Source organism: Vibrio sp. Isolate34, assembly GCF_022397915.1.
Classification (GTDB): Bacteria; Pseudomonadota; Gammaproteobacteria; order Enterobacterales; family Vibrionaceae; genus Vibrio.
This window is the reverse complement of the sequence record NZ_JAKEUO010000020.1, coordinates 32,228-57,540: the sequence shown is the minus strand read 5'-3', so window position 1 is coordinate 57,540 and position 25,313 is coordinate 32,228. Positions and strand designations below refer to the sequence as shown.

General features: G+C 45.8%; 21 protein-coding genes. 14 read left to right on the top strand and 7 right to left on the bottom strand.

The features are described 5' to 3' along the window. Positions 1-340: 340 nt before the first annotated feature. Together ppc and argE are read right to left on the bottom strand one after the other, a co-directional pair. Entirely contained in the window at positions 341-2,977 is a 2,637-nt protein-coding gene (gene ppc / locus L1D22_RS18385) for a phosphoenolpyruvate carboxylase (protein ID WP_239830794.1), read from the bottom strand. A 251-nt stretch (positions 2,978-3,228) separates the two neighbouring features. Continuing rightward, on the bottom strand, positions 3,229-4,365 hold the full coding sequence (gene argE, locus L1D22_RS18380; RefSeq protein ID WP_239830793.1) for an acetylornithine deacetylase: 1,137 nt from the start codon (positions 4,363-4,365) through the stop codon (positions 3,229-3,231). A gap of 154 nt (positions 4,366-4,519) precedes the next feature. Here argE and argC point away from each other — a divergent pair, with 154 nt between their 5' ends. The 4 genes from argC (at position 4,520) to argH (ending at position 9,872) form a co-directional block, all read left to right on the top strand. Beyond that, a complete protein-coding gene (gene argC / locus L1D22_RS18375) occupies positions 4,520-5,524 on the top strand; it encodes an N-acetyl-gamma-glutamyl-phosphate reductase (RefSeq protein WP_239830792.1) in 1,005 nt (334 codons plus the stop codon). Between the two features lie 12 nt (positions 5,525-5,536). Then, positions 5,537-6,325, top strand: a complete 789-nt coding sequence (gene argB / locus L1D22_RS18370; RefSeq protein ID WP_017063686.1) for an acetylglutamate kinase — start codon at positions 5,537-5,539, stop codon at positions 6,323-6,325. 113 nt (positions 6,326-6,438) lie between these two features. After that, a complete protein-coding gene (locus L1D22_RS18365; RefSeq protein ID WP_017632086.1) occupies positions 6,439-7,650 on the top strand; it encodes an argininosuccinate synthase in 1,212 nt (403 codons plus the stop codon). Positions 7,651-7,997: 347 nt separating this feature from the next. Next, complete coding sequence (argH, locus tag L1D22_RS18360) at positions 7,998-9,872, top strand: argininosuccinate lyase (RefSeq protein WP_048659175.1); 1,875 nt, start codon at positions 7,998-8,000, stop codon at positions 9,870-9,872. Between the two features lie 255 nt (positions 9,873-10,127). Here argH and L1D22_RS18355 read toward each other — a convergent pair whose 3' ends face one another. Next, on the bottom strand, positions 10,128-10,376 hold the full coding sequence (locus tag L1D22_RS18355; protein ID WP_176680535.1) for a DUF3624 domain-containing protein: 249 nt from the start codon (positions 10,374-10,376) through the stop codon (positions 10,128-10,130). An 87-nt stretch (positions 10,377-10,463) separates the two neighbouring features. Here L1D22_RS18355 and L1D22_RS18350 point away from each other — a divergent pair, with 87 nt between their 5' ends. Beyond that, positions 10,464-10,811, top strand: coding sequence for a RidA family protein (locus L1D22_RS18350; RefSeq protein ID WP_004729674.1), 348 nt, complete (start codon positions 10,464-10,466; stop codon positions 10,809-10,811). Positions 10,812-11,066: 255 nt separating this feature from the next. Here L1D22_RS18350 and L1D22_RS18345 read toward each other — a convergent pair whose 3' ends face one another. The 3 genes from L1D22_RS18345 to L1D22_RS18335 all read right to left on the bottom strand — a co-directional run bounded on the left by L1D22_RS18345 (position 11,067) and on the right by L1D22_RS18335 (position 13,693). Next, on the bottom strand, positions 11,067-12,533 hold the full coding sequence (locus tag L1D22_RS18345) for a dihydrolipoyl dehydrogenase (RefSeq protein ID WP_239830791.1): 1,467 nt from the start codon (positions 12,531-12,533) through the stop codon (positions 11,067-11,069). Between the two features lie 207 nt (positions 12,534-12,740). Continuing rightward, entirely contained in the window at positions 12,741-13,469 is a 729-nt protein-coding gene (locus L1D22_RS18340) for a glutathione peroxidase (protein ID WP_239830790.1), read from the bottom strand. Between the two features lie 44 nt (positions 13,470-13,513). Beyond that, positions 13,514-13,693, bottom strand: a complete 180-nt coding sequence (locus L1D22_RS18335) for a hypothetical protein (protein ID WP_128644403.1) — start codon at positions 13,691-13,693, stop codon at positions 13,514-13,516. On the opposite strand from L1D22_RS18335, the gene oxyR reads away from it, so the two are divergent. After that, a complete protein-coding gene (oxyR, locus tag L1D22_RS18330; protein WP_176680533.1) occupies positions 13,692-14,585 on the top strand; it encodes a DNA-binding transcriptional regulator OxyR in 894 nt (297 codons plus the stop codon). The two genes, L1D22_RS18335 and oxyR, sit on opposite strands and share 2 nt — an antisense overlap. Positions 14,586-14,697: 112 nt before the next feature. Here the strand turns inward: oxyR and L1D22_RS18325 are convergent, their stop codons facing one another. After that, the gene (locus L1D22_RS18325) at positions 14,698-17,259 is read right to left on the bottom strand and encodes a PBP1A family penicillin-binding protein (protein WP_239830789.1); all 2,562 of its coding nucleotides are present in this window, start codon (positions 17,257-17,259) and stop codon (positions 14,698-14,700) included. A 151-nt stretch (positions 17,260-17,410) separates the two neighbouring features. On the opposite strand from L1D22_RS18325, the gene pilM reads away from it, so the two are divergent. The 8 genes from pilM (at position 17,411) to L1D22_RS18285 (ending at position 25,287) form a co-directional block, all read left to right on the top strand. Continuing rightward, positions 17,411-18,436 (top strand): type IV pilus assembly protein PilM, encoded by a 1,026-nt coding sequence (gene pilM / locus L1D22_RS18320; RefSeq protein ID WP_239830788.1) that lies wholly within the window; start codon positions 17,411-17,413, stop codon positions 18,434-18,436. Then, the gene (locus L1D22_RS18315; protein WP_239830787.1) at positions 18,420-19,019 is read left to right on the top strand and encodes a PilN domain-containing protein; all 600 of its coding nucleotides are present in this window, start codon (positions 18,420-18,422) and stop codon (positions 19,017-19,019) included. Before pilM ends, L1D22_RS18315 begins: the two co-directional genes overlap by 17 nt. Then, the gene (gene pilO, locus L1D22_RS18310; RefSeq protein ID WP_239830786.1) at positions 19,012-19,623 is read left to right on the top strand and encodes a type 4a pilus biogenesis protein PilO; all 612 of its coding nucleotides are present in this window, start codon (positions 19,012-19,014) and stop codon (positions 19,621-19,623) included. Before L1D22_RS18315 ends, pilO begins: the two co-directional genes overlap by 8 nt. Next, positions 19,610-20,128: a pilus assembly protein PilP gene (locus L1D22_RS18305; protein ID WP_239830810.1), complete on the top strand. Its 519-nt coding sequence runs from the start codon at positions 19,610-19,612 to the stop codon at positions 20,126-20,128. The genes pilO and L1D22_RS18305 overlap by 14 nt, the downstream gene beginning before the upstream one ends. Positions 20,129-20,163: 35 nt before the next feature. Next, positions 20,164-21,882: a type IV pilus secretin PilQ family protein gene (locus L1D22_RS18300; protein ID WP_239830785.1), complete on the top strand. Its 1,719-nt coding sequence runs from the start codon at positions 20,164-20,166 to the stop codon at positions 21,880-21,882. A gap of 176 nt (positions 21,883-22,058) precedes the next feature. Next, on the top strand, positions 22,059-22,577 hold the full coding sequence (gene aroK, locus L1D22_RS18295; protein WP_009848907.1) for a shikimate kinase AroK: 519 nt from the start codon (positions 22,059-22,061) through the stop codon (positions 22,575-22,577). Positions 22,578-22,602: 25 nt separating this feature from the next. Further along, entirely contained in the window at positions 22,603-23,691 is a 1,089-nt protein-coding gene (gene aroB, locus L1D22_RS18290) for a 3-dehydroquinate synthase (protein WP_239830784.1), read from the top strand. Positions 23,692-23,769: 78 nt separating this feature from the next. After that, positions 23,770-25,287, top strand: coding sequence for an AAA family ATPase (locus tag L1D22_RS18285; protein ID WP_239830783.1), 1,518 nt, complete (start codon positions 23,770-23,772; stop codon positions 25,285-25,287). Positions 25,288-25,313 lie beyond the last annotated feature (26 nt).

Sequence of the window (25,313 nt, the reverse complement as noted above, 5' to 3'; positions counted from 1 at the left end):
TCCAAATGGTAAACAGTAAATAAATACTTAAACAACAAGTGTGCTTCTAATGGCACGTTATATTGGTTATGTCTAAGTAGCACCAACTCATCGGTTGGTTATGTCACCTTACAAAGCCGTTTATCACCTAGGTTGACCAGTTTATTGGTCAAGATGCTGCAGATTATTTTTTGGAGTGCTTCCGCAGCGGAGCAGTAGTATATCTAAATAATAAGCATAAAGTAGAATACATGGACAAAATAACCCAAAAAACTGACAAAAAACTCAGCATTGCTTATTTTATGAAATAAAAAGGTCACACTGGGCGACCTTTTGTCTATTTTATAGCAGGAATCACTAATTAACCAGTGTTTCGCATGCCTGCTGCTATGCCTGCAATCGTCACCATTAGCGCTTCTTCAAGCTCTGCTGGTGGTGTTTCACACTTACGAGTACGGTAAAGCAGCTCAGCTTGAAGCATGTTTAGTGGCTCAACGTAGATGTTACGTAGGCGGATTGACTCAAGTCCCCAAGGGTCGCTCTGCATTAGGTTCTCGTTGTTCTCAACATTCAGTACCGCTTTGATGTCTTTTTGCAGCTGTTCACGCAGCAACTCACCTAACGGTAATAGCTCTTCGTCAACAAGACGTTGGTCGTAGTACTTAGCGATTTCCATGTTGCACTTCGAGTACACCATTTCCAACATACCTAGACGGGTAGAGAAGAATGGCCACTCGCGACACATCTCTTCTAGTAGGGCTTGATGGCCTTGGTCTACTGAGTACTGAATCGCTTCACCAGCGCCTAACCATGCAGGCAGTACCAAACGGTTTTGACTCCAAGAGAAGATCCACGGGATCGCACGTAGGCTTTCTACGCCGCCGTTCGGGTTACGTTTCGCAGGGCGAGAACCAAGAGGCAGTTTGCCTAGCTCTAGTTCAGGTGTCGCTTGACGGAAGTAAGGTACGAATTTCTCTTCGCCACGAACCACGTTACGGTAGGCCTCACAAGACACTTGAGACAGCACTTCCATTAGGTCGCGCCACTCTTGTTTTGGCTCTGGTGGTGGCAGAAGGTTCGCTTCTAGAATCGCACTTGCGTAAAGGTTGAAGCTGTTCACAGCAACATCTGGCAAGCCAAGCTTAAAGCGGATCATTTCGCCTTGCTCAGTTACACGTAAACCGCCTTTCAAGCTCTTAGGTGGCTGAGAAAGAAGAGCAGCGTGCGCTGGCGCACCACCACGACCAACCGTACCGCCACGACCGTGGAATAGAGTCAGTTCAATGCCTTCTTCATCACAAACCTTAACCAGCTTGTCCATTGCATCGTATTGAGCCCAACCTGCAGACATTACGCCCGCATCTTTCGCTGAGTCAGAGTATCCGATCATTACCATTTGGTGGTTCTGAATAAAACCACGGTACAAGTCGATGCTCATTAGCTGTTTCATTACTGCTTCTGAGTTGTTCAAGTCGTCTAGCGTTTCGAACAGTGGACATACGTCCATGCGGTATGGGCAGCCACATTCTTGAAGTAGCAAGTGAACAGCCAGTACATCTGATGCAGTACGTGCCATAGAAATTACGTAAGCACCGAAGGCTTCACGAGGTTGAGCAGCTATGACCTTACAGGTGTCTAAAACCTCTTTAACCTGTTCAGATGGCTCCCAATCGCGAGGAAGTAATGGGCGCTTAGAGCTTAATTCATTGGTTAAGAAAGCAATCTTGTCTTGCTCGCTCCATTGGTCGTAATCGCCAATGCCTAGGTAGCGAGTCAGTTCAGACAGCACATCTGAGTGACGGGTACTTTCTTGACGAACATCGAGACGAACTAGGTGTACACCGAACGCTTTTAGGCGGCGCAGAGTATCAAGCAGAGAACCGTCTGCGATTACGCCCATGCCACATTCGTGCAGCGATTGGTAACACGCGTAAAGCGGTGTCCAAAGTTGCTCGATGTTCTGTAGTGTTTCTTTCTTAGGAACCTCAGTGTCATGCAGTTTTGCATCCAGCACTTCTAGCGTGTTGTTCAGCAGAGTGCGTAGGTTCTTCAAGATTGCACGGTAAGCTTCATGCTCATCACCTGCTAACTCACGAACCGCATCATTACACTTAGTCATCGACAGTTCGGTAATTAGCTCGTTAACGTCACCTAGGTAAAGGTCTGCAGCTTTCCAGCGAGATAGGCGTAGCACTTCTTTAGTGATGGTGTGCGTTACGAATGGGTTACCATCGCGGTCACCGCCCATCCAAGATGAGAAGTGTACCGGGCGTGCATCAATCGGCAGGCCTTCACCAAGATAGCCTTTTAGTCGGCCATCCATTTCACGTAGGAAATCAGGAACGGCTTCCCAAAGCGAGTTTTCTACAACCGCAAAGCCCCACTTAGCTTCATCAAGTGGCGTTGGGCGTTGCTGACGAATCACGTCAGAGTGCCAACCTTGAGCGATAAGTTGCTCTAGGCGACGTTCGGTTTTCACGCGCTCTTTGTGCGATAGGTCGCTTAATTCTAATTTAGACAGACACTCGTTGATCTTAACTAGCTTGTTGATCATGGTGCGACGAGTGATTTCTGTTGGGTGTGCAGTCAGAACGAGTTCAATGTTCAGGTCGCGAACGGCTTGAGCCGCATCTAGCTTGCTGATGTCATTCTGGTTTAATTTGGAAAATAGAGATTGCAGCACGTCTGGTTCGCAAACATGCTCCTCACAGTGGCGAGAGATGGTGTGGTACTGCTCTGCCATGTTGGTGAGGTTGAGAAATTGGTTAAATGCACGAGCAACAGGAGTGAGTTGTTCGTTCGGCAGGTTTTTGATTTCTTCAACTAGGCTGTCACGGTCAGCTTTGTTGCCTGCGCGGGCGGATTTGGAAAGTTTACGGATAGTTTCCACTTTCTCTAAGATAACGTCACCATGTGCATCTTGGATTGTGTTACCTAGCAAGCGTCCCAGCATGCTTACGTTACTCTTGAGAGCGGCGTATTTCTCGTTCATTGTCATCCTGCCTCGTAAAAAAATTACATCCATTGTTCCTTGTTAAGTACACAATCTAGCGAAAACTGCTGTATCTAGTCAAATAAAGCATTCTAAGTTTGCAATTATTAGTTTTCGAAATGCGGGATAAGTAAATTTTCTAAGACTTCGGAATAAAGTGAAATTTAATTACAAGATCAGGCTTTGGCAGGGATAGAAGAATAAAAGCCACCTTTTGGGGCGGCTTTTATAAAAAAATATCGAAAGGGTAGCAATAACTAGAAACAATATTTACGGATGGATTTACTCAGAACATCAATCGTTGGATCGATAAAATCGAAGCTTAAGAACTCATCCGGTTGGTGAGCTTGGTCGATTGAGCCCGGTCCCAGAACTAAGGTTGGGCAAAGTTCTTGAAGGAAAGGCGCCTCGGTACAGTAGTTCACGGTTTGCGATTCAGTTTCGCAAACGGATTCCATGCCACCGATAAATGGATGGTCGTGTTGGCACTCGTAGCCCGGGATAGGTTCGTGCAGTGGCGTAATTTCAATTCTGCCCGGCCATTTTGCTTCCACTTCTTTCAGCGCGCTGCGCAGCATGTTATCCAAGCCATCTAAGCTGATACCCGGTAAAGGACGCACATCGTAATGCAACTCACAACAACCACAGATACGGTTAGCGCTGTCGCCACCATGAATATGGCCAAGGTTAAGAGTGGGGCTTGGAATCGCAAAACCTGGGTGATGGTACTCTTTGACTAACTTGTCACGCAGTTGCATTAATGCAAATAACACTTCATGCATGATCTCGATGGCGTTGACGCCTAATGCAGGATCAGAAGAGTGACCTGATTTACCGGTTACTCGCACTGCATTTGCTACGTGGCCTTTGTGTCCGCGAATCGGCACTAGGCTAGTCGGCTCTCCAATGATGCAGTAGTCCGGTTTAAATGGTGCATTCTCCGTGAAGTGACGTGCACCTAGCATGGTGGTCTCTTCATCACAGGTTGCCAATACATAAAGTGGCTTTGCCTGTTTACTCCAATCCATCTTCTTTGCTGCCTCATAAACGAAAGCGAAGAAGCCTTTCATGTCGGCCGTGCCCAATCCGTAGAAGCGATTATTGTGCTCTGTCAGTGCGTGGGGGTTGAAGTTCCAACGCCCTTCATCAAATGGAACGGTGTCGCTGTGTCCCGCTAATAGTAAGCCACCTTCACCAGAACCCATCTTTGCGACCATATTATGTTTGCCGGGCTCGACTTCCACGACCTCTACGCTAAAGCCCAAGTCTTTAAACCATTGAGCTATTTTTTCGATCACTTTTTCGTTGCCATGATCCCAGCTTGGATCGGTAGAACTAATAGAGTCGGTGGAAATTAGGCCTTTGTAGACCTCAAGAAAACTCGGTAATTGCATAATATCTTCACTTCTACTATTGACAGGAAAACTATAAGTCGGTAAAACACATATTAAATCATATTTAATGCATAAGAAATCAAATAAAGCTAAAAATTAAGTATGAATAGTCAAATTTTGAAATGTAACTTACCTCAGAAATGGATGTGTTGAGATGTTGAAAACCACGATCATTGGCGCAAGCGGCTACACAGGAGCAGAACTGGCTCTAATGATAAACAGACACCCAGAGCTCACGCTATCAGGTTTATATGTCTCAGCCAATAGTGTAGACGCAGGTAAACCTATTGCGGCACTGCACGGTAAGTTAGCTGGCTTGATTGATATGCCAGTACAACCATTAACGAATCCAGAAGAAGTGGCAAAGCAGTCTGATGTGATTTTCTTAGCCACTGCACACGAAGTAAGTCACGACCTAGCGCCAATCTTTCTAGAGAACGATTGCCAAGTGTTCGACCTATCGGGTGCCTTCAGAGTTAAAGGCGAGAACTTCTACCAAGAGTTCTACGGTTTTGAACACCAACACGAACAATGGCTAGATAAAGCCGCTTACGGTTTAGCGGAATGGAATGAGCAAGCGATTAAAGAAGCTCAACTTGTCGCAGTCGCAGGTTGTTACCCAACCGCATCACAATTGGCGATTAAGCCTTTGGTTGAAGCGAAGTTGCTGGATGAGAACCAATGGCCTGTGATTAACGCAACCAGTGGTGTTACAGGAGCAGGTCGTAAGGCGACCATGGTTAACAGCTTCTGCGAAGTGAGTCTGCAAGCTTACGGCGTCTTCAATCACCGTCATCAACCTGAAATGGCTGCACACTTAGGATGTGATGTGATTTTTACTCCGCACCTCGGCAACTTTAAGCGCGGTATTTTAGCGACCGTCACCATGAAATTGGCTGAAGGCGTGACAGAACAACAGATACAAGATGCCTTTGAGCAAGCTTACCAAGGTAAACCTGCGGTGAGATTACTCGAAGAGACATTGCCAAGAATTCAAGATGTAGAACAAACGCCTTTCTGCGATTTAGGTTGGAAGGTTCAAGGTCAACACATCATCGTTGTTTCAGCGATTGATAACTTATTAAAAGGTGCATCTAGCCAAGCGATGCAGTGTTTAAATTTACGTTATGGTTTTGCGCCATTAACTGCGTTAGTGTAAGGAAATCTAGATATGAGCCTTAATAATCAACCATTAATCATAAAGTTAGGTGGCGCTGCGCTATCTTGTGGTGAAACACTTAGCAAGTTATTTGGTGCTATCTCTGCTTACCAACAACAAGCACAACGACCAATCGTGATTGTTCACGGTGGTGGTTACCTTGTTGATGATTTGATGAATAAGTTGAACCTCGAAACTGTTAAGAAAGAAGGGTTACGTGTTACTCCTTATGATCAGATCCCTGTGATTGCGGGTGCACTAGCGGGTACGGCGAATAAATTACTGCAAGGTCAGGCGATTAAAGACGGTATCAATGCTGTTGGTTTGAGCCTAGCGGATGGTGGTTTATGCAAAGTTAGCGAACTGAACCCTGAACTGGGTGCGGTAGGAAAAGCGGAGCCGGGCGACTCAACCGTCCTGCAAGCGATTCTTAATGCTGGCGCACTGCCAATCATCAGCTCAATTGGTCTAACTGAGCAAGGTCAACTGATGAACGTCAATGCCGACCAAGCCGCGGTTGCCGTTGCTGGCGCACTTGATGCTGAACTGGTTCTTCTTTCTGATGTAAGTGGTGTGCTGGATGGCAAAGGCCACCTCATTCCAAGCCTTAATCAACAACAAGCCGATGACCTTATTGCAGGCAAAGTGATTACTGACGGCATGATCGTTAAGGTTCAAGCCGCACTAGAAGCCGCCAACGACCTCGGACGACCAATCGAAGTCGCTACTTGGCGATACCCAGAAAAGCTAACACAACTGTTTTCAGGTAAAAGCATAGGAACACAGTTTTTACCTCAGTAGTTCTCACAACGAGTCACTACTTAAAGAATTTAGACAAACTAAATAAACATATAATTATGAAGTCATTTCCAACGCTGACCGCCATGTGCAGTATGGAAACTAGGAGAAAGAAAATGAGCAAAGTTAACGTAAAGAAAGTTGTAGTAGCCTACTCTGGCGGTCTAGACACATCAGTAATCATTCCATGGTTGAAAGAGAACTATGACTGTGAAGTGGTTGCGTTTGTCGCGGATGTTGGTCAAGGCGACGAAGAGTTGATTGGTATCGAAGAGAAAGCAAAAGCTTCTGGTGCTTCAGAGTGTTACATCGCTGACCTTAAAGAAGAGATGGTGGCAGATTACATCTACCCAACACTAAAAACAGGCGCTTACTACGAAGGCAAATACCTACTAGGTACTTCTATGGCTCGTCCAATCATCGCGAAAGCGCAGGTTGAAGTCGCACGTAAAGTCGGTGCTGACGCACTGTGTCACGGTTGTACTGGTAAAGGTAATGACCAAGTTCGTTTTGAAGGTGCATTCGCAGCACTAGCACCAGACCTACACGTAATTGCACCATGGCGTGAGTGGGATCTAGTGAGCCGTGAAGAGTGTCTAGATTACCTAGCAGAACGTAACATCCCTTGTACTGCTTCTCTTACTAAGATTTACTCGCGTGATGCAAACGCATGGCACATCTCTACAGAAGGTGGCGTTCTAGAAGATACATGGAATGCGCCAAACGAAGATTGCTGGGCTTGGACTGTAGACCCAGAGCAAGCGCCAAACGAATCTGAAACAGTAACGCTGAAAGTTGAAAAAGGCGAAGTGGTAGCGGTTGATGGCGAAACAATGACGCCATACAACGCACTGGTTTACCTAAACGAGAAGGGTGCTAAGCACGGTGTTGGTCGTATCGATATCGTAGAAAACCGTCTTGTAGGTATGAAGTCTCGTGGTTGTTACGAAACTCCGGGTGGCACAATCATGATGGAAGCACTGCGCGCAGTTGAGCAACTGGTTCTTGATAAAGCGGCATTCGAATTCCGTGAAGAGCTAGGTGTTAAAGCTTCTCACCTTGTATACGACGGTCGTTGGTTCACTCCACTATGTAAGTCAATCCTTGCAGCGACAGAAGAGCTAGCACAAGACGTGAATGGTGAAGTGGTTATCAAGCTTTACAAAGGCCATGCAACGGTAACTCAGAAGCGTTCTGACAACAGCCTATACTCTGAAGAGTTTGCAACCTTTGGTGAAGATGAAGTTTACGACCAAAGCCACGCTGAAGGCTTCATCCGCCTTTACTCGCTATCAAGCCGTATCCGTGCTCTGAATAGCCAAAAGTAATCCTAACAATGAGTTAGTGAACTAGCCTTTGATGAAAGATTAAAGGTCAGTAAACAGACATTATTATGCAAAGCCCATTCACTATTGATTAGTGAGTGGGCTTTTTAGTTTCTATCCGCCTAATAAATCAGCTTCGGTTTTTACTATCGAATGGCATATAATTCGCGCTCCACGCTGAAAATAATCAATGGATTCAACTTTCTGTGAATAAATATGTAAAAATAATGAATTAATACTTTATTTTCATTTTGAATTGCCGTAAGTTTAAACCATCAGAAAAATACTGAATCTTAATCAGAATTATCATTTGCAAAAACAGTGAGCACTGTGCAATTAGGAGATACACAATGGCATTATGGGGCGGTAGATTTACCCAAGCAGCAGACACCCGGTTCAAAGATTTTAACGATTCTCTTCGTTTTGATTACCGATTGGCTGAGCAAGACATTGTGGGCTCAATTGCCTGGTCTAAAGCTCTACTGTCGGTCAACGTATTAACAGAAGAAGAGCAACAGAAGCTTGAGTTAGCGCTGAATGAGCTAAAACTTGAGGTGATGGAAGATCCTGAACAGATTCTACGTTCTGATGCAGAAGATATTCACAGCTGGGTTGAGCAACAACTTATCGGCAAAGTTGGTGACTTGGGTAAAAAGCTTCACACTGGCCGTTCTCGTAATGACCAAGTGGCGACCGACCTGAAATTATGGTGTCGTCAGCAAGGTAACCAACTTCTATTGGCATTGGATCGCCTACAGAGCCAAATGGTGAATGTTGCTTCTCAGCATCAAGAAACCGTGCTTCCTGGCTACACTCACTTACAACGTGCTCAGCCGGTAACTTTTGCTCACTGGTGCTTGGCTTACGTTGAAATGCTTGAGCGTGATTATTCTCGTTTGAATGATGCGATTAAGCGTCTAGATACATGTCCGCTGGGTTCTGGTGCCCTTGCAGGAACCGCTTACCCGATGGACCGTGAAGAGTTAGCTCACAACTTAGGTTTCCGTCGTGCAACGCGTAACTCTCTCGATTCAGTATCTGACCGAGACCATGTGATGGAGCTGATGTCGATCGCTTCTATCTCTATGCTTCACCTTTCGCGCCTTGCTGAAGATATGATTTTCTACAACTCTGGTGAATCAAACTTCATCGAGTTAGCGGATACCGTGACGTCAGGTTCATCTCTGATGCCACAAAAGAAAAACCCGGATGCGTTAGAACTTATCCGTGGCAAAACTGGCCGTGTATATGGTTCATTAGCCGCAATGATGATGACAGTAAAAGCTCTGCCTTTGGCGTACAACAAAGACATGCAAGAAGATAAAGAAGGTCTGTTCGACGCTTTAGACACTTGGAATGACTGTATGGAAATGGCTGCGCTCTGTTTTGACGGCATTAAAGTGAACGGCGAACGTACACTGGAAGCAGCGAAGCAAGGTTATGCAAACTCTACTGAACTGGCTGATTACCTAGTAGCGAAAGGCATTCCTTTCCGTGAAGCTCACCATATTGTGGGTGTAACAGTAGTGGCGGCGATTGCTAAAGGTTGTGCACTGGAAGAATTAACCATCGCAGAGATGAAAGAGTTCTCTGAGGTGATTGAAGAGGATGTGTATGACATCCTGACCATTGAATCGTGTCTTGAAAAACGTAGCGCGCTAGGTGGTGTATCACCACAACAAGTGGCTTACGCAGTAGACCAAGCTGAGAAACGTTTGGCGCAGCGTGATACTTCTATCGTGAAGGTTCGTCCTGCTCGTTTGACTGACATCGAAGCATTGGAAGGCATGGTGGCTTACTGGGCGAATATGGGTGAAAACCTACCTCGTTCTCGTAATGAACTGGTGCGTGATATTGGTTCGTTTGCGGTCGCAGAACATCATGGTGAGGTGACAGGTTGTGCATCGCTCTATGTGTATGACTCTGGGTTAGCGGAAATACGTTCACTGGGCGTTGAAGCCGGTTGGCAAGGTCAAGGGCAGGGAACCGCGATTGTTCAGCACTTGGTTGAGAAAGCACGTCAAATGGCCATCAAGAAGGTGTTTGTGCTGACTCGTACGCCTGAGTTCTTTATGAAGCACGACTTCTTACCAACATCGAAATCTCTGCTACCTGAGAAGGTACTGAAAGATTGTGACCAGTGTCCTCGTCAACATGCGTGTGATGAAGTGGCTTTGGAAGTGAATTTGGTCGAACAGATTATCGCTAAGGTGAATGTTGCATAAGGCATTGATTTTATAGTCCCTAAAAAAAAGATCAAAAATCTGATCTTTTTTGGGAACAAATTAAGAAAAGCCCGGTCTATTAAAGTACCACTGCTTTTTCTTAGAATTTTCTAAGAAAGCCCTAGAATCGATTGGTTCTGGGGCTTTTTTCTATCTGCTGTTTGGGAAATTATACTCGTTCGATGGTTGTGACCAAATTGTCGGAGTATTGAACCTATCATCTAACCATTATTGCCAATCCAACAAACACCTCAGCTAACGCTTTTTGTTCCTTAAAGGCAGCACCACAAACTTCATTATCCAATGTAGCGATAGCAAGCCACTGAACGCGAAAGCCGCCATCATCAAAGCGATGGCATTGATGGTTTTAGGGTCTTCCCTGAAAAATAACCACCATGTTCCCCAACTCAAGATCGACAGCACCATGAGCTGATTCATACAACGTTGGCAGCGACCGAGTTTATTGAAGATTTTTTCATTTTTATTGCAATGAAGACATGTCATCTTGGGCTTGATTCGCGTTATGCTTGTTGCCCTGATAATACCACGTCACAAGATATTGGATCACGGTGACATAGAGAGAGAAGATCGATGATTGAGCGCCAAGAAACCAAGCAACGCATGAGCCGTATTGTTAAACACAACGGTACTATCTACCTATGTGGCCAAGTTTGTGCTGATGCAACCAAAGACATTACTGAACAAACACAAACCATGCTAGACAAAGTGGAAGCGCTACTTGAGCAAGCTGGCAGCGACAAAGAGCACATGCTGTCAGCAACTATTTACTTGAAAGACATGAAAGACTTCCAAGAAATGAACGCTGTTTGGGATGCATGGGTACCAGAAGGTCACGCTCCAGCTCGCGCATGTGTGACTGGCGACATGGCTCGCGAAGCGTTATTAGTTGAAATCTCTGTGATTGCTGCTGAGAAATAATTCTCTGAGTTTTAGCGGTAAGCAACGGCTTCAAGAGATTCCAGATACCTCGTCCCTCAGTTCTGGAATGACGGATTAAGTTTTGGTTTAGTTGCTAAAATAAATCAACGTCATTCCCGAAAGCGACGAAGGAGCGTAATCGGGAATCTATTATTTGCTCGTTGCCAAAAACAAAAAGGAAAGCCATTGGCTTTCCTTTTTAGTATCTAATCTATGTTAATAGAGCAAATGGTTACCTGTCTCAATCAACTGAGATTAACAACCTGGACCACAGTCTAGGCAGTGTTTCACCATCTCTGGACCTAGGTGCAGTTTCGCATTCAGGTCACGTAGGGCAGTTCGTACACCCTCTTCGATTACTGGGTGGTAGAACGGCATGTCTAGCATTTCAGAAACTGTCATTTTGTTCTGGTGTGCCCATGCTAACAAGTGCGCCAAATGTTCTGCGTTTGGTCCCATCATCTCAGCACCAAGGAAGCGACCAGTACCTTGCTCGCCGTATACGTGCAGAATACCTTTGTTGCGTAGCATCACTCGTGAACGACCTTGGTTTTCAAAAGACACTTCACCCGTTGCGAAACAACCACATGTGCCTAAGCGGGTGGTGATTTCTTTGTACGTTTCACCAACCATCGCGATTTGCGGGTCAGAGAAAACCGCTGAGATTTTAGAGCGGCGTAGGCTTGCACGAATCTCAGGGAAGCGACCTGCGTTGTCGCCGGCAATGCGCGCTTGGTCTGCTGCTTCATGTAACAGAGGTAGTTGGTTGCTTGCATCACCCGCAATAAATACTGATGGCAATGATGTTTGTAGCGTGTAGTGGTCTGCGACTGGAACACCACGCTCATCAAGCTCAAGAGAGGTATTCTCTAGGCCAAGTTTATCTGTATTAGGACGACGACCTGTTGCTGCCAGTACGTACTCAACGATGTTAGTTTCTAGCTCACCTTGCTTATTGATGAACTGGATTTCGACACGTGGCTCACCCGATTCAGTGGTAATACGCTTCATGCTTTCGATTTTTACGTCGGCATCTAGGTAGAACTCTTCATTGAAGGCTTTGTCTGCGTAAGCCATGATCTCTGGGTCGGTTACTGGGCCAACTTGACCACCCAAACCGAACAGTTTGGTCTTCACACCTAAGCGGTGCAGCGATTGACCAAGCTCAAGGCCAATAACGCCAGGGCCAAATACAGCAACTGATTCTGGTAAATCATCCCAACTGAACACATCATCGTTAATGATTAGGCGGTCGCCTAGTTCATTCCAAACTGCAGGGTATGCAGGACGCGAACCTGTCGCGATAACAATACGCTTAGCTGTCACAATCGTGTGGTCATCAATTTGTAGCGTGTTGTCGTCTAAGAATTTTGCGTAACCAGAGATCTTGTCTTGATCTGGGATTTCATCAACGCCTTCTAAAACAAAACCAACAAAACGGTCACGTTCAAACTTCACTCGATCCATCACTTCACGGCCGTTAATCACGATATCGCCTTGTGGGTGAACGCCAAAAGCCGGAGCTTTCTCGATTTGGTGTACGCTTTCCGCAGCAGCAATAAGCAGTTTAGATGGCATACAACCAACGCGAGCACAGGTAGTACCGTAAGGGCCGCCTTCAATCATCACGACACTGTCAGTGTGTGCTTTTGCAGCGCGGTATGATCCTAGACCTGCCGTACCGCCCCCGATAACTGCTACATCTACATTGACTTGTTTCATAATAATTTTCTCGCAATGGCTAAATTTAGTGTGAACGAACCCCTCCAACTCATGTGATGTTTTTTGTGAGTCAGGATAGCGGGTCAGTTTTGTGGTTCTGTTTTATTAGGTTTAGCTTGTGACTATGGTTAATGCGAGCCACAAGCTTGATTCAACCCGATAGGGTTAGCCAACCCACAAGTGAGTGGGTTAGCCTTTTGGCAGTGATTAGCCTAGGAAAGCTTCTAGTTCTTCGCTACCACCGATGTGTTTACCACCGATGAATACTTGAGGAACCGTTGTGCGACCAGATATTGCACGTAGGCTTACTGTTGTAGCGTCTTTACCTAGTACTACTTCTTCGTAGTTTAGACCTTTGTCGATTAGGTTCTGTTTCGCTTTCATACAGAAAGGACAGCCAGGCTTAGTGAATACTGTGATTGACTCTTGCTCTTTATGCTCAGGAGCAATGTAGTTCAGCATAGTGTCTGCATCAGAAACCTTGAACGGGTCGCCTGGTACGTCTTCTTCGATGAACATTTTTTCTACCACGCCGTTTTTAACCAGCATGCTGTAGCGCCATGAACGTTTGCCGAAGCCGATGTCGTTTTTCTCAACTAGCATTCCCATGCCGTCTGTGAAATCACCGTTACCATCAGGGATGAATGTGATGTTTTCCGCTTCTTGGTCTGCTTTCCATGCGTTCATTACGAACGTGTCGTTTACAGAAACACAAAGGATGTCATCAACGCCGTTTTCTTTGAACACTGAGTGTAGTTCGTTGTAACGAGGTAGGTGGCTTGAAGAACATGTTGGCGTAAACGCACCTGGTAGGCTGAATACGATCACTGTCTTGTCTTTGAAAAGCTCGTCTGTCGTTACGTTAACCCATGCATCGCCTTGGCGAGTTGGGAATGTTACTTGAGGGATTGATTGACCTTCTTTAGATGCAAACATATTGATTTCCTTAAATAGTATTTTTAATTTTGTTCTATTAGAGCTTAACGTTTTTCGTTGCTCTGTTTCGTTTTGTTGAGCCCATTATTAGATAAATTCTTTGATAGCTCTAATCGTTTGATGTTATGGTTTTGATAGGTAAATTCTATCAAGAGCATTTTTCTTTTAAATGTTGCTATGAAAACCCTTGTTCTTATTAAAACCTGAGGTAAGAGACTGATCATGAACATTCGTGACTTTGAATACTTGGTGGCGCTCGCAGAGCACAAACACTTCCGAAAAGCGGCAGAAGCGTGCTTTGTAAGTCAGCCCACACTGAGCGGTCAAATACGCAAACTCGAAGATGAAATTGGACTTCAGTTAACCGAGCGTAGCCCAAGGAAGGTGATATTTACAGAATCAGGGTTACAACTTGTTGAGCAAGCCAAGCGTATTCTCAACGAGGTGAAGACCTTTAAAGATATGGCGAGTGGACACGGCGAAGCAATGACGGGGCCTATGCACATTGGTTTTATTCCGACGGTTGGCCCTTACATCTTGCCTAAGATTGTTCCTCATCTGAAAGAGAGCTTTCCTGAGCTAGAGCTCTACTTGCATGAAGCACAGACTCATCAATTGGTGAGCCAACTAGAAGATGGCAAGCTCGATTGCTTGGTACTGGCTGCGGTTGATGAAACGGCGGTGTTCAAAGAGATTGATGTATATGACGAGCCATTAAGTGTCGCTGTACCGTGTGACCATGAGTGGGCTCAACAAGACAGCGTCGATATGCTGCAGTTAAATGGGCAGACAGTACTGGCGCTGGGTGATGGTCACTGCTTACGAGACCAAGCCTTAGGCTTCTGTTTTGCTGCAGGTGCAAAAGATGACGAGCGCTTTAAAGCGACCAGCTTAGAAACTCTACGCAACATGGTGGCAGCTGGGGCGGGTATTACTTTGCTTCCGCAGTTATCAGTACCGAAAGAGAAGCAGAAAGACGGTGTGTGTTACGTGCCTGCGGTGAACCCAACACCTTCACGTCGCATTGTTGTTGCTTACCGACCGGGCTCTCCATTGAAAGGACGTTTCGAGCAACTGGCTGAGACTATCCGAACGCAATTAGAAAAAGCGCTCTAATGTTCAAACTCAGAGCCTAGACAGCTCAAGTTGTCGAAATAAAAAAAGGGTTGATATGAATTCATATCAACCCTTTTTGTTGGTTCATGTTACTGGGTTCAACAGACCCTAGTTAGAACAGCTCTTCTACTGCTTCACCTGATGAGGTTGAGTAGATGTCATCATTGAAACGTTCGGTGATGTACTCGGTAGGCTCTGTGCCTTTTTCGAAGTACTCGAACATTGATGAGCTATCGAACTTGTTAGTCAGTAAGCCTGTATCACGGTCAATACGAACGCGGACGATGTTTTCCGGAATCTCTTTACGTTGAGCCGGAACGCCTGCGAGTGCTGTACCCATGAAATCAACCCATGCAGGTTCTGCTGTTTTCGCACCAGCTTCTGCACCAGTAATTTGGTTCTTACCAAGGTTCGAGTTCGCTTTAGTGCGACCTAGGTTGCGGTTGTGGTTATCAAAGCCAACCCATACCGTTGCAACCATGCCAGGGCCGTAACCGCTGTACCAAGTATCTTTCGAGTCGTTGGTCGTACCGGTTTTGCCACCAATGTCACGACGCTTCAATGGTTGAGCACGCCAGCCTGTACCATTCCAACCCGTACCTTGGCTCCAGTCACCGCCGCCCCAGATGTTGCTGTACATCATTTCACGAACAAGGAATGCGTTCTGCTCAGAGATAACTTGAGGTGCGTATTGCACTTTCGCATCTACGTCTTGCTCGGCAAACTCATCCGCCATTGGATCTGCGGTAATTGTCTGTTTGCAATCTTCTTTACACACGACCTTCGGTGTTGCTTCAAACTCAGTCTCACCAAATGGTGTCTCAACGCGGCTGATATAGAAAGGTTCAACGTAGTAACCACCGTTAGCGAATACTGAGTAACCTTGCGCTACTTTCATAGGCGTTAAGCTGCCTGCACCCAGAGCAATAGTCTCTGAACGAGGTACTTCATCAATATCAAAGCCGAAACGAGTTAGGTAGTTACGAGTATCATCCAAGCCAACTTCACGCAGTACACGTACCGCCATTACGTTTTTCGATTGAGCTAAGCCAATACGTAAACGAGTAGGGCCAACGTAGGTTGGTGGTGAGTTCTTTGGTCGCCATGCTGTACCTTGGCTCTTATCCCATTGGTTGATTGGCGCATCATTGATCAGTGAAGCCAGTGTTAAGCCTTTCTCAATCGCTGCTGAATAGATAAATGGTTTGATACCAGAACCAACTTGACGAATAGATTGCGTCGCACGGTTGAACTTGTTGTGTACGAAGTTAAAGCCACCGACCATCGACAATACTGCGCCGTTGTTCGGGTTCATTGCCACAAATGCAGTGTTTGCATTTGGCACTTGGCTTAGACGCCAAACAACAGGTATTTCCGATTCTGCTGTCGCTGACTCTTCTGTCGGCTCTTCAGAGACTTCGTCGCCTGTTACGGCTTCATGACGAACCCAAACTTGCTCACCAACAGCAAGAATCTCTTTTGCTTGCGAGGGAGCAGGGCCTTGACGGTCGTCTGTTAGGAACTTACGTGCCCAGTTCATGCCTTGCCATTCAATTGTGCCTTCGCCTTGGTTTTTAACCCAAACCTGAGCGCTTTTCGAATCAACAGCAGTTACAACCGCAGGAACTAGGTCACCGTAGGTTGGTTGCGATTTTAGGTGTTTAACGATTTTGTCGTGGTCCCAAGCCGATTGCTCAGTTTGCCATAATACTTTTTCTGCTCCACGGTAGCCGTGACGCTCATCGTAGCCAAGCAGGTTCTTAATCGCGGCTTGGTTCGCTGCTTTCTGTAGTTTTGAATCAACGGTCGTGTAGACCTTCATGCCTGATGTATAAGCGGCTTCGCCATAGCGTTCCACCATCCAAGCACGTGCAACTTCTGCAACATATGGTGCGCTCAGTTCAATCTCTGCACCGTGGTACTTCGAGATAAGTTCTTCGTTGCGAGCTTCATCGTATTCTTCTTGGGTGATGTATTGCTCATCCAACATACGACGTAATACAACGTTACGACGGTTGGTTGCACGCTCAACAGAGTAGATAGGGTTCATTGTAGACGGTGCTTTTGGCATACCCGCAAGCGTAGCGATTTCACTCAGAGTCAGTTCAGGGAGGTCTTTACCAAAGTAAACGCGTGCAGCAGCGCCAAAGCCATATGAACGGTGGCCTAGGAAGATCTTGTTTACGTACAGCTCCATGATCTCTTCTTTGCTAAGCAATTGCTCAATGTGGATCGCAATGAAGATCTCTTTAATCTTGCGCATGATCTTTTTCTCATTAGATAAGAAGAAGTTACGCGCAAGCTGCTGAGTAATAGTACTCGCCCCTTGTTTTGCAGAACCCGACATAGCAACCACGATCGCTGCACGAGTAATACCGATTGGGTCAATACCTGGGTGTTCGTAGAAACGACTGTCTTCGGTAGCAATTAATGCTTCAACCAGGTGGCGAGGAATCTCGTCATAAGTCACTGGGTTGCGACGCTTTTCACCAAATTGAGAGATCAACTTACCGTCTTGACTGAAGACTTGCATCGGCGTTTGGAGTTCTACGTCGCGCAAAGTGGCAACATCAGGCAACTCTGGTTTTACGTAATAATAAAACCCGAAAATTGTACTGACTCCAAGAATCATGCAAATCAATGTAAATATGAATAATCGCTTTATGAACTTCACCGGATAATCCCTGATTAGTTAAGGCTGATAAGCAGCAAACCCTTGTACTCTAGGCTAAAAACTTAGCTTTCGTTTATTAACGCTTATTTAACTAATAATCACAACCCCTAGATAATCAACGAAATGCTTGGCACTTCAGGAGCTAGGTCACATGGGTTCATCATTAATTACAGGTATAGATATAAATCATCACAGCATTAAAGCCGTGGTACTAAAACCCGTGGGGGAGTTGTATGCCCTAGTGGGATACAAAGAGCTGCCGATTTCGGACGACATTTTTACAGCTAACCATACTTTGGAGTATCAGAAAACTGTTAAGAAACTCAAAGAACTTAGGAAAGGACTGCCTTTTGGCTGCCGCAACGTCGCCATTTCGGTACCTGATAACACAGTGATCAGCAAAGTACTGCAAATAGAGAGTGAGTTAGAAGACAGAGAAAAAGAGTTTTCGATCTATCAAACCTTTGCTCACCAGTCTCCCTTTCCTATCGAGGAGCTGAGTTTAGATTTTATAAAGCTGGAAGACAAACGATTTGGTAAAGGTTCGACGAGCAGTTATCAGGTGTATGCCACTCGTAAGGAAGTGGTCGATAGCCGAGCTGATGCGCTAACTAAAGCGGGTTTTAAACCTGTGGTTGTTGATACGCAGGCGCACGGGCTGTTTAATATCTGGCAATTGGCTTCGCGCTTGTATCCCGATAAGAAGAACTGGTTGTTGGTGGATGTTGGAATCGACCAAACCTCGCTAGGGATTATTCCGCAGAATTCAGCACCTTTCTATAAAGACATCGCCTTTGGTACTCTAGATCTTCGCAGTTCAGATAACCCGAGTGATATAGAAGGCGTGTTCGGCACGGCTGAAGATACCCACCGATTTATTGTCAATTTGATCGAAAAGCTTAAGCGTCAGTTGCAGCTCTATTCTTCAGTTAATGCACTTCAGCCTATTTCAGGGATCTGGTTAATGGGCGAGGGAGCCAGCATCCCGATGGTTACTGAAGAGCTAGAGCGCCATTTTCAGTTGAGCTGTGAGTCGCTGAATCCTTTGTCTCTGTTTGAGAACAAAGTAGCGAAGCGACGTCGACTGCCCATGGACTGGCAAAACTTTGGCATTGCCGCGGGTATGGCGATGAGTGGGCTCAAGTGGCAGGGAGAGAAGCATGTTGCATCAAATTAACCTGCTGCCTTGGCGCGATGAGATTCGTGCTCAGCATAAGAAGCGTTTCGTTCATTTGGTTATTCTTGGCGTCATCATCGCGCTTGGTGGGCAATGGGCGGTCGGTAACTACTTTCACGACCAACAAGCCAAGCAGCAAGCGCGTCTCAACTATCTCAATCAATACATCGCTCAGCTCGACCGACAAATTCAGTCACTGAAAGTCGCGGAACAAGAGCATAAAGCCATTCTCACTCGACTGGATGTGGTGGAGTCTTTGCAGCTTGGCCGCAATAAGACCACCGACTTCATGAACCTGATGCCGGAGCTGATTCCTGAAGGCGTGTATGTTGACAAGATAAAGATGAATGGTCAGGAGATTGAAATGTCGGGCATCAGCGACAGTACGGCCCGTCTCGCCACCATGTTGGACAACCTAGAACGTTCTGATTCTCTGGAAGGTGTTGAGATGCACTCTATCGTTCATAACCGCAAGCGCTTCAATAAAGAGTTCCAGACCTTCAAGGTCTCTTTTGTGTTCAGTCCTATTTCTTTAGAAAGCACCACGGCGAACCGTAAAGGGAAGGAGGCGAGTCATGGCTAACCTTCAAAATTTGACGAGTTTTCAGGATCTTGATGTTGATGAGATCACCGAGTGGCCGTTGCTGCCCCAGCTCTTAGTCATTCTGGTATTAATGGTGTTAATCCAAGGTGTCGGCACTTGGCTTTATGTGTTGCCACTCGATGATGAACTGCAGCAGATGAAGCAACAAGAACAAACCTTAAAGACGACCTTACGAATCAAGGCCAACAAGGTTGCGGCCTTACCTAAATTGCAGAGCCAGTTGGATGAGCTAACCAGTCGCTACGATTATCTGTTAGAGCAGCTGCCGGTTCAAAAAGAACTGGCCAGTATGTTGGCGTCTGTGAATGAACTCGGATTGGATAATTCGCTGACCTTCACTCGAATCGATTGGGGACAAAAGCAGAACAAGGAGTTCCTCTATCGTTTACCGCTCAATATCGAACTGACGGGTGACTACCATGAGATTGGTGATTTCTCAGCGGCTATCGCCAAGCTGCCGCGCATCATTAGCTTTGATGATGTGAACTGGCAGCGAGTCAGCCAAGAAAGCAGCACGCTGCACTTTAGGGTTAGAGCTTATACCTACCAGTTTAAATCGGAGGTCAATGATGAAACCCAATAGCGCGTTTTACTCAATCGTGTTGCTGCTTGCGTTGTCAGGTTGTAAAGCCAATCAAGATTCACTTGAAGACTTTGTGGTGCAGGTTGAAGCCAAGGCGAGAAAAGACGTCGAGCAACTTGTCCCCGCAACTGAGTTCTTGGCCGCGACTTATCAGCGCCGAGCCTTTCGTCCTCCCTTTGAACTCCCTAAAGAAGCCATTGTGCAAAACCAACCTTTGGTTAAGAAAGACTGCTGGCAACCTAGCGCTCGCTCTCGTAACGGAAAGTTAGAGAAGTACCCGCTGAGTAAGTTGCGTTTAAGAGGCGTGATGGGCAGTGGGTCAAGTGTATTTGGGTTAGTGCAAACACCGAAAGGCAACGTGGTAAACGTCAAGAAAGGCCAGTTTATCGGCCTAAACAATGGCCGAGTTACTAAGGTGACGAGCCAGTACGTTCAGATTAATGAAACTCTTCCAGATGGCTTAGGTTGTTGGAATAAGCGCAACGTTAGGCTGGCTCTGAAGTAAACCAATGTCACATGATGTGGATATGAGATGTAAATATGAATAAAGGAATAAGTGGATTAGTGAGCAAGGCTCTACAAGGTTTTGCTGTGTCTGTGATGTTGGTTTTTAGCGTGCTCAGCCACGCAGAGAGCTTGCCTAATAAATTAGAGAATATTGATTTTAGGGTTAATAAGGATAAAGACGCCGTCATCATTATTGAGCTAGCCACCACCACTGCGGTGGTCGATGTGCAGCGAGCTCAGGAAGGCTTGAGCATAGAGTTACTCAATACTCAAGTTGATGACGATAAACTCTACCTTCTGGATGTGAAAGATTTCGCCACCTTAGTTGAAGGGATTGAAGTCTACAAAGAGACACCGAGCACTCGGCTTCTCGCGACCATCAATAATGACTACCAGTATGAATACAATCTAAAAGGTCGCTTCATTGAGGTGGTGATCAGTAAGCCAGCTATCGATGAAACGACAGCTGAGAAAGGCATCCTAGAGAAAGAGGGCAAGCTGATCTCAATTAACTTCCAAGATATCCCAGTACGAAACGTCCTTCAGTTGATCGCTGACTACAACGACTTCAACCTTGTCGTGTCGGATTCGGTCGCGGGTAACCTGACTTTACGTTTAGATGGCGTACCTTGGCAGCAAGTTCTCGATATTATCTTGCAAGTTAAAGGCTTGGATAAGCGCGTGGATGGTAATGTCATCTTGGTTGCGCCAAAAGCGGAATTAGACCTTCGAGAGCAGCAAGCACTAGAGAAATCTCGTTTGGAAGAGGAGTTGGGAGAGCTCAAATCAGAAATCATCAAGATCAACTTTGCTAAAGCCACCGACATCGCTGACATGATTGGCGGTGAGGGTGCGGTGAGTATGTTGTCTGATCGGGGCTCTATTACTATTGATGAGCGTACCAACTCTCTGTTGATTCGTGAGTTGGAAGAGAACATTGCCGTGATACGAGGCATCATTGAATCCTTGGATATCCCAGTAAAGCAAGTGCAAATAGAGGCGCGTATCGTAACCGTTACTGAGGGTAATCTTGATGAGCTTGGTGTGCGCTGGGGAGCTTCCTCGACCAACGGAAGCTTCACCGTTGGCGGTTCAATAGAAGGCAACTATCCATCACAAATCACGCCGTATGACGATGATGGCGGCAACAGTGTGATTGATGACTACCTCAACGTTAACTTGGGGGCGACATCGCCGAATGCATCAAGCATTGCCTTTCAGGTGGCCAAGCTTGGTTCGGATACTTTGCTCGACCTTGAACTGTCGGCACTGCAACAAGAGTCGAAAGCTGAGATCATTTCTAGCCCACGCTTAATCACCACCAATAAAAAGCCCGCTTATATTGAGCAAGGTACTGAAATTCCTTACTTAGAGTCCTCTTCAAGTGGTGCTACATCGGTCGCATTTAAGAAAGCGGTATTGAGTCTTAAAGTGACGCCGCAGATAACGCCCGACAATCGCTTGGTGTTGGATTTGAGTGTGACTCAAGATAGACCCGGCCAAGTGGTAAAAACCGGAACTGGGGAAGCGGTCGCGATAGACACCCAAAGAATAGGTACGCAAGTGCTTGTTAATAATGGTGAAACGGTCGTTCTTGGTGGAATATTTCAACACAGCGTGAGCAGCACAGTCGATAAAGTTCCTGTGTTAGGAGACCTACCTTTGTTAGGTGCATTGTTCCGTCGAAGCTACGAAAATGTGGGTAAAAGTGAACTGCTTATTTTTGTCACGCCTAAAGTTGTGATTCAGTAATGAACAATTAGATTAAAAATAAAGTTGCATTAGTGGCACCTAACCTTGATAATTTCGGGTCTTATCACGAATTATCTGTGAGGAATCGGTGCCACGGGCCTTTTAATTTCAGTACTTGTACTGACCTACCTTGTGGCGATGTCATTGAATTAACGTTGTAAATTACTGCTAAAAACATGGCTGAGAAACGCAATATTTTTCTTGTTGGCCCAATGGGCGCCGGCAAAAGTACAATTGGTAGACACCTAGCTTCCCAACTTCATATGGAGTTTTTAGACTCTGACACTGTGATCGAAGAGCGCACTGGCGCAGACATCGCATGGGTTTTTGATGTTGAGGGCGAAGATGGTTTCCGTAAGCGCGAAGAATCTGTAATCAACGATCTGACAGAAGAACAAGGTATTGTTCTTGCGACAGGCGGTGGCTCAGTGCTGAGCAAAGAAAACCGTAACCGTCTATCTGCACGAGGCATTGTTGTATACCTAGAGACAACAATTGAAAAGCAACTTGCTCGCACTAACCGCGACAAGAAACGCCCTCTACTTCAAACAGACAACCCGCGTGATGTGCTAGAAGATCTAGCTGTATCTCGCAACGCACTATACGAAGAAGTGGCGGACTACACAGTTCGTACTGACGACCAAAGTGCAAAAGTGGTAGCCAACCAGATCGTAAAAATGCTAGAAGAACGTTAAGTTCATTTTTTCGGAGAGCAAACCCATGGAACGGATTACGGTCAATCTAGCTGAGCGTAGCTACCCAATCTCTATTGGCGCCGGGTTATTTGAAGACCCGGCGTACCTTTCTTTTTTATCAGGCAAACAGAAAGTTGTTGTTATCAGTAATGTGACAGTAGCGCCTCTTTATGCTGATAAAATTATATCGCTATTGGATCAAGTCGGCTGTCAGACTTCTCTTTTAGAGTTGCCAGACGGTGAACAGTACAAAACCCTTGAAACGTTCAATTCAGTGATGAGCTACATGCTTGAAGGAAATTACAGCCGCGATGTGGTGGTGATTGCTTTAGGTGGTGGTGTTATCGGTGACTTGGTCGGTTTTGCTGCTTCTTGTTACCAGCGCGGTATTGATTTCATTCAAATCCCAACGACACTTCTTTCTCAAGTGGACTCTTCTGTCGGTGGTAAAACCGCAGTAAACCATCCCCTTGGCAAGAATATGATCGGCGCTTTTTACCAACCGAAATCTGTCATCATCGATACTAACTGTTTATCAACGCTTCCAGAACGTGAGTTTGCAGCGGGTATTGCTGAGGTGATCAAATACGGCATCATTTACGATGAAGCCTTCTTTAATTGGTTGGAACAAAATCTAGAGAAACTTTATCAACTTGATGAAGAGGCACTGATTACCGCAATTGCTCGTTGTTGTGCAATTAAGGCGGAAGTGGTGGCTCTAGATGAAAAAGAGTCAGGAATCAGAGCGTTATTGAACCTAGGTCATACATTTGGTCATGCGATCGAAGCAGAACTAGGCTATGGTAATTGGCTACATGGTGAAGCTGTGTCGTCAGGCACTGTAATGGCAGCGAAAACTGCGCAATTACAGGGACTGATCTCTCAGCAGCAACTTGAGCGAATTATTTCTATACTCAAGAATGCGAAACTGCCAATCCATACGCCAGAAAGCATGTCTTTTGAAGACTTTATGAAGCACATGATGCGCGATAAAAAAGTGCTGTCTGGTCAGTTACGTTTGGTATTACCAACAAGTATTGGTACTGCTGAAGTGGTCGCTGATGTGCCTCAAGACATCATTAAACAAGCGATCGATTTCTGCCGTACTCTTTAAATTTGGTTGTGAGGTTGCTTAGTTAAACTCTAGGTAACTGAGTGTTTTACTGATCGATCTTATCAGTAGGGATCCCCAATGAGTTTGGCTCATGAATTAAGAGTATTAGAGTTAGAATCTCAAGTTGAGCTGCTAGAGCGCTTACAGCTTTTGACTAACTTTGGTTCAAACCTAGTAACGGTTGCTGGTAAAACTGGCTCAGGCCGTTCTTGGTTAGCTCAGCGTTATCTTGAAGCGTGGTCGACAGAAAAAAATCAGTGCTTACTGCTTTGTCACCCAAGCCAAGACGATCAACAACGCCGCGCGCTTATTCTTAGCCAAATTGTTTCAGATCCACTCTTTAATCAGCATGACTCTTTATCTGATAGCCTCACTCGGTTACTGGATGGGGATTCGTGTAATGTGGTTATCGTTGTTGATGATGCCCACCGACTCTCTGAGCTATTGGTATCCGAATTATGGATGTTGGTACTGGAAGCTCAATCAAACCCTCAATGGACGATCAATATCGTTCTCTTCTCGGATACGGGTCACTTAGACACGTTATTAACACGTCTGAGTTACGGCCAACAACACAAGCCTATCGATCTTGAAATCGATGACCTTTCGCAACCAGAAGCTGAACATTTCTTTGAATCACTGGTGATTCGATATGTTGATGATGAGTCTGAAACTCGCGTGCGACGTGCGTTTAGTAAAGCGCAACCTCTGCCCGGAGAGTTAATGGCTTTAGGAGAATTGAAAGTGGAAAAAAGGATTATTATTCGCTCAATTATTGGCTCACCAATCAATATCGCGATTGTGGTAGCCTTGTTGCTGTTGTTAATTGGTGGTGGTTATTGGTGGATGTTCAGTCAACCTACACCAGACGATAAAGCGCAGTCGCTTATTGCACCGATTGAACAGACGGCTATCCCAACCTTTGAAGTGGAAAGTGGCACGAAACAAACTGGCGTCGATGGAGCTGTGGACTCTGCAGCTGAAACCGATATGAGTTACCAAGGTGCGGATGATGATAGTTCGTCTCTGCCGCCGACTGTCGTTGAAGATACCGCGAGTGTTGGAGAAGTCGAGCAAGATCAGCAACGCGTTGTGATCACCTCTGATGTGGTTGATGCTCTGCTTGATGATAAACCTGAGAGTGCCGATACTAGCGCGATTGATGCGGCAGTTGAGGAAAACACAGGGGAAGCGTTTAGCGCACAACCTGATGCAGCACAAGCCGAGCCACAACCAACAGTCGATGAAGAGTCAGACCTAACTGATTCAACGCCACCGACCAAAAAGATCACCTTCTCATTTGCTCGTGAAGAGTTACAAGCTATCTCGCCACGCGCGTATACCTTGCAGTTGAGTGCGATGACCTCACTGGAAGATGTGCAATCCTTCATTGAAGAGTATGACCTTGAGAACAAGGTTCGTATCTACCCAACACTTCGTAACGACACCAAGTGGTTTATCATCACTTATCAAGATTACCCAACGATTCAAGTGGCGAGAGACGCGGTAAGTGCGTTATCAAAACCCCTTCAACAGTTGGAACCTTGGGCAAAATCGATGAATCAAGTGCATCGAGAGATAGAACGTGCGAAATAACCCTGAGCTTAGCCTCAAAATATGTT

Excerpts from the sequence above, each read along its gene's own strand:
- L1D22_RS18300 (WP_239830785.1), top strand. The coding sequence starts at position 20,164 with ATGAATAAAGGAATAAGTGGATTAGTGAGCAAGGCTCTACAAGGTTTT.
- L1D22_RS18305 (WP_239830810.1), top strand. The coding sequence starts at position 19,610 with ATGAAACCCAATAGCGCGTTTTACTCAATCGTGTTGCTGCTTGCGTTG.
- aroB (WP_239830784.1), top strand. The coding sequence starts at position 22,603 with ATGGAACGGATTACGGTCAATCTAGCTGAGCGTAGCTACCCAATCTCT.
- aroK (WP_009848907.1), top strand. The coding sequence starts at position 22,059 with ATGGCTGAGAAACGCAATATTTTTCTTGTTGGCCCAATGGGCGCCGGC.
- L1D22_RS18365 (WP_017632086.1), top strand. The coding sequence starts at position 6,439 with ATGAGCAAAGTTAACGTAAAGAAAGTTGTAGTAGCCTACTCTGGCGGT.
- argB (WP_017063686.1), top strand. The coding sequence starts at position 5,537 with ATGAGCCTTAATAATCAACCATTAATCATAAAGTTAGGTGGCGCTGCG.
- argC (WP_239830792.1), top strand. The coding sequence starts at position 4,520 with ATGTTGAAAACCACGATCATTGGCGCAAGCGGCTACACAGGAGCAGAA.
- L1D22_RS18285 (WP_239830783.1), top strand. The coding sequence starts at position 23,770 with ATGAGTTTGGCTCATGAATTAAGAGTATTAGAGTTAGAATCTCAAGTT.
- L1D22_RS18350 (WP_004729674.1), top strand. The coding sequence starts at position 10,464 with ATGATTGAGCGCCAAGAAACCAAGCAACGCATGAGCCGTATTGTTAAA.
- pilM (WP_239830788.1), top strand. The coding sequence starts at position 17,411 with ATGGGTTCATCATTAATTACAGGTATAGATATAAATCATCACAGCATT.
- L1D22_RS18345 (WP_239830791.1), bottom strand. The coding sequence starts at position 12,533 with ATGAAACAAGTCAATGTAGATGTAGCAGTTATCGGGGGCGGTACGGCA.
- argE (WP_239830793.1), bottom strand. The coding sequence starts at position 4,365 with ATGCAATTACCGAGTTTTCTTGAGGTCTACAAAGGCCTAATTTCCACC.
- L1D22_RS18355 (WP_176680535.1), bottom strand. The coding sequence starts at position 10,376 with ATGACATGTCTTCATTGCAATAAAAATGAAAAAATCTTCAATAAACTC.
- argH (WP_048659175.1), top strand. The coding sequence starts at position 7,998 with ATGGCATTATGGGGCGGTAGATTTACCCAAGCAGCAGACACCCGGTTC.
- L1D22_RS18340 (WP_239830790.1), bottom strand. The coding sequence starts at position 13,469 with ATGTTTGCATCTAAAGAAGGTCAATCAATCCCTCAAGTAACATTCCCA.
- ppc (WP_239830794.1), bottom strand. The coding sequence starts at position 2,977 with ATGACAATGAACGAGAAATACGCCGCTCTCAAGAGTAACGTAAGCATG.
- L1D22_RS18315 (WP_239830787.1), top strand. The coding sequence starts at position 18,420 with ATGTTGCATCAAATTAACCTGCTGCCTTGGCGCGATGAGATTCGTGCT.
- oxyR (WP_176680533.1), top strand. The coding sequence starts at position 13,692 with ATGAACATTCGTGACTTTGAATACTTGGTGGCGCTCGCAGAGCACAAA.
- pilO (WP_239830786.1), top strand. The coding sequence starts at position 19,012 with ATGGCTAACCTTCAAAATTTGACGAGTTTTCAGGATCTTGATGTTGAT.
- L1D22_RS18335 (WP_128644403.1), bottom strand. The coding sequence starts at position 13,693 with ATGATCAGTCTCTTACCTCAGGTTTTAATAAGAACAAGGGTTTTCATA.